This is a genomic window from Kitasatospora sp. NPDC001660, assembly GCF_053596725.1.
In genome coordinates, this window is sequence record NZ_JBSFGU010000114.1 from 1 (window position 1) to 4,604 (window position 4,604).

Below are 4,604 nucleotides of genomic sequence, written 5' to 3' on the forward strand. Positions count from 1 at the left end.
CTGCGCGGGCTGGTGCGGGGCCGGGTGCGGCGCGCGGTGGTGGCGGGCTCGGCCGTGTCGGCGGGCCTGGCGCAGCGCCTGTCGGGGCTGGGCGGGGATGAGCGGCGCGGGGCCGTCCTGGAGCTGGTGCGCGACCAGATCGCCCTCGTGCTGGGCCACGAGGGTGGCTCGGCGGTCGATCCGTCGCGGGCGTTCCAGGACCTCGGCTTCGACTCGCTGACGGCCGTCGAGCTGCGTAACCGGCTGCGGTCGGTGACGGGTCTCCAGCTGCCGGCCACGGTGGTGTTCGACTATCCGACGGCGAGCGCGCTGGCGGGCTTCGTGCTGGAGGGCCTGTTCGGTGCCGAGGGCGTCGTCGACGTCCCCGAGGTCCTGCCGTCGCTGTCGGACGATCCGATCGTGATCGTGGGCATGGCGTGCCGCTACCCGGGCGGCGTCGAGTCGCCCGAGGACCTGTGGCGCCTGGTGGCCGACGGCGTGGACGCGGTGTCGGACTTCCCGGCCGACCGCGGCTGGGACGTCCAGGCGCTGTACCACCCGGACCCGGACCACGTCGGCACGTCCTCCACGCGCTCCGGCGGATTCCTGTACACCGCAGGTGAGTTCGACCCCGAGTTCTTCGGGATGAGCCCGCGCGAGGCGCTCGCGACGGACGCGCAGCAGCGCCTGCTGCTGGAGACGTCGTGGGAGGCGTTCGAGCGGGCCGGCATCGACCCGGTGTCGCTGCACGGCAGCCGGACGGGTGTCTTCGCGGGTGTGATGTACGCGGACTACGCGAGCCTGCTGGGCGGTGGCGAGTTCGAGGGGTACCAGGGCAGCGGCAGCGCGGGAAGCGTGGCCTCGGGCCGCGTCTCGTACACGCTGGGCCTGGAGGGGCCGGCGGTGACGGTGGACACGGCGTGCTCGTCGTCGCTGGTGGCGATGCACCTGGCGGCGCAGGCGCTGCGGAGCGGTGAGTGCTCGCTGGCACTGGCCGGCGGCGTGACGGTGATGTCGACGCCGAACACCTTCGTGGAGTTCTCGCGGCAGGGCGGCCTGTCGGCGGACGGCCGGTGCCGGTCGTTCGCGGATGCGGCGGACGGTGTGGGCTGGGGTGAGGGTGTCGGCATGGTCGTGCTGGAGCGGCTGTCGGACGCTCGGCGCAATGGGCACCGGGTGCTGGCGGTCCTGCGGGGCAGTGCTGTGAACCAGGACGGTGCGTCGAACGGTCTGACGGCGCCGAACGGTCCGTCGCAGCAGCGGGTGATCCGGCAGGCCCTGGCGAGTGCCGGGCTTTCGACGGCCGACGTGGACGCCGTCGAGGCGCACGGTACGGGTACCACGCTGGGTGACCCGATCGAGGCGCAGGCGCTGCTTGCTACGTACGGTCAGGGCCGCGAACTGCCGCTGCTGCTGGGCTCGATCAAGTCGAACATCGGGCACGCGCAGGCGGCGGCCGGGGTGGCCGGCGTGATCAAGATGGTGCTCGCGATGCAGCACGGCCTGCTGCCGCGCACTCTGCACATCGACCAGCCCTCCTCCCACGTCGACTGGACGGCCGGAGCTGTGGAGCTGCTCACCGAGCGCACCGAGTGGCCGGCCACGGACCATCCGCGCCGGGCGGGCGTGTCGTCGTTCGGGATCAGCGGCACCAACGCACACGTGATCCTGGAGCAGGCCGAGCCCGAGGTGGTGCAGGAAGCCGCGGTCACGGCGGGGGCGATGCCCTGGGTGGTATCGGCCAAGTCCGAGGCGGCGCTGGACGCGCAGCTCGCGCGGCTCACGGACGCCGACGAACTCCCCACTGTCGACGTTGCGTTCACCCTGGCCGGCCGGTCGGCCTTCCCGCACCGCGCGGTGGTCGCCGACGGCGTCGAGGTGGCCCGAGGGGTGGCGGCCGACGCCAAGAGCGCGTTCCTCTTCTCCGGCCAGGGATCGCAACGCCCCGGTATGGGGCGGGAGTTGTACGCCCGATTCCCGGCGTTCGCCGACACCTTCGACGCCGTGTGCGCTGTGCTGGACGAGCACCTCGACCAGCCCCTTCGCAGCGTCGTGTGGGGTGAGGACGAGGCGTTGCTGAACCAGACCGTCTACGCCCAGGCGGGCCTGTTCGCGGTCGAGGTGGCCCTGTTCCGTCTCGCCGAATCGCTGGGCGTCCGCGCCGAGTTCGTGGCCGGCCACTCGATCGGCGAGGTCGCGGCGGCGCACGTCGCCGGGGTGTTCTCGCTGGAGGACGCCTGCAAGCTGGTCGCTGCTCGCGGCCGTCTGATGCAGGCGCTGCCGGAGGGCGGCGCGATGCTCGCGGTGCAGGCGGCGGAGGACGAAGTCCTCCCGTTGCTGGGCGAGTTCGTGTCGATCGCAGCCGTGAACGGCCCGAGTTCGGTCGTCGTCTCGGGCGCCGAGGAGGCCGTCGAGGCGGTCCGCGAGCACTTCGCCGACCGGAAGACGAACCGGCTGCGGGTGTCCCACGCGTTCCACTCGCCGCTGATGGATCCGATGCTGGAGGACTTCCGCGCGGTCCTCGACGGGCTGACCTACAGCGCGCCTTCGATCCCGGTCGTCTCCAACCTGACCGGCGGACTGGCCGAAGGGCTCCAGTCGCCCGACTACTGGGTGCGCCACGTTCGCGAGGCCGTCCGCTTCGCCGACGGTGTCCGCACCCTCCACGAGGCCGGCGTCCGCCGCTACCTCGAACTCGGCCCCGACGCCGTCCTCACCGCCCTCACCGCGAGCGCGCTGCCGGACGACGGTGAGACCGTGATCGCCCCGGCGCTCCGCCGGAACCGGGCCGAGGAACACACGCTGGTCGACGCCCTCGCCCACCTGCACGTCCACGGCGCGACGGTGGACTGGGCCGCCCTGTTCGCCGCCACCGGCGCCCGGCACGTCGACCTGCCGACCTACGCCTTCCAGCGCCGCCGCTTCTGGCCCGCACCCCTGTCCGCCCGCAGCGGCGACGTCCGCTCCGCCGGCCTCGGCGCCACCACCCACCCCCTGCTCGGCGCGGCCGTCGAACTGGCCGACGAGGACGGGCTGGTGCTCACCGGTCGCCTGTCGGCGGCCTCGTTCCCGTGGCTGGCCGACCACGTCGTCCAGGGCACGGTCCTGCTCCCCGGCGCCGGTCTGCTCGAACTCGCGCTGCGCGCCGCCGCCGAAGTGGGCTGCGAGCTGGTGGAGGAACTGACGCTGGCCGCACCGCTGGTGCTGCCCGAGCACGGCGCGCTCCAGGTCCAGCTCCGCGTCGGAACGCCGGACGCCACCGGCCGCCGGGAGCTCACGATCCACTCCCGCCACTCCCGCCCGGACGGGGAACCGGATGCCGGGTGGCTCCAGCACGCAGCCGGTTCGCTGGCCGTTTCCGGAGCCGTGGAGCCGGGATCCCTCGACGTCTGGCCGCCGGCCGGCGCCGAGCCGCTGCCGGTGGAGGGCGCCTACGAGCGCATGGCGGAGGCCGGGTTCGGCTACGGCCACGCCTTCCAGGGGCTACGGGCGGCCTGGCGGCGCGGGAACGAGCTGTTCGCGGACGTCGAGCTCCCCGAGGACGTCGAGGCCGACGGCTTCGGCGTGCATCCGGCGCTCCTCGACGCGGCGATGCACGTCGCCATCGTGGACGCGGGAAGTGACGACACCGTGGTCCCGTTCGCGTGGACGGGTGCGGCGCTTCGCGCCGTCGGCGCGTCGGCGGTGCGGGTGCGGATCGTCCGGCTCGACGATGGCGGGCTGCGGCTCGACCTCGCCGACCCGGCCGGCGGTCCGGTGCTGACGGTGGCCTCCGTGAAGGGCCGGGCGGTCTCGGCAGCACAGCTGGGCTCGGCCGACCCGCTCTACGGAATCGAGTGGGCGGAGCTGCCGACCGCCCCGGACGTGGGTGCGGAATGGACGGCCTGGGATGCTCGGCCCGCCGAGGGCCCGGCCCCCGGGACCGTCGTCCTGGACTGCGCGGCCGTGCCCGCCCCGGGCGACGACGTCCCGGTGGCCGTGCGCGAGGTGACGCAGCACGTCCTGCGCGCGGTGCAGGCGTGGCTGGCGGAGGAGCGGTTCGCGGCGTCGCGGCTGGTGGTCGTGACGCGGGGTGCGGTGGCGGTGCGCGAGGGTGAGCCGGTGGATCTGGCGCAGGCTCCGGTGTGGGGTCTGGTCCGGGCTGCGCAGGCGGAGAACCCGGGCCGGTTCGGCCTCCTCGACACGGACGGGGACGTCGTCGTCACCACCGAGCCGGAGTCGGCCGTGCGCGCCGGAGCCGTTTACGTCCCGCGTCTGAGCCGTCTCCCGCAGCCCGAGGGTCCGCTGCCGGTCGGTGTGGACGACAGCGTGCTGATCACTGGCGGCACGGGTGGCTTGGGTGCCGTCGTCGCCCGCTACCTGGTCGCCGAGTGTGGCGTGCGGAGCCTGGTGCTGACGAGCCGTCGCGGCCTGGAGGCGCCGGGGGCGGCGGATCTGGTGGCGGAGCTGTCCGTCCTCGGCGCGACCGTCGAGGTCCGTGCCTGTGACATGGCGGACCGCGAGGCCGTGGCCGCTCTGATCGACACGCTCCCGGGCCTGTCCGCCGTCATCCACGCCGCCGGTGTCGGTGACAACGGTCTGGTCGGTGCGCTCACCCCCGAGCGCATGGACGCCGTCCTGGCCGC

General features: G+C 74.0%; 1 protein-coding gene. It reads left to right on the top strand.

The features are described from left to right. Positions 1–4,604: SDR family NAD(P)-dependent oxidoreductase (locus tag ACWCXH_RS39620; protein WP_449806371.1), on the top strand; the 4,604-nt coding region annotated here is incomplete at both ends.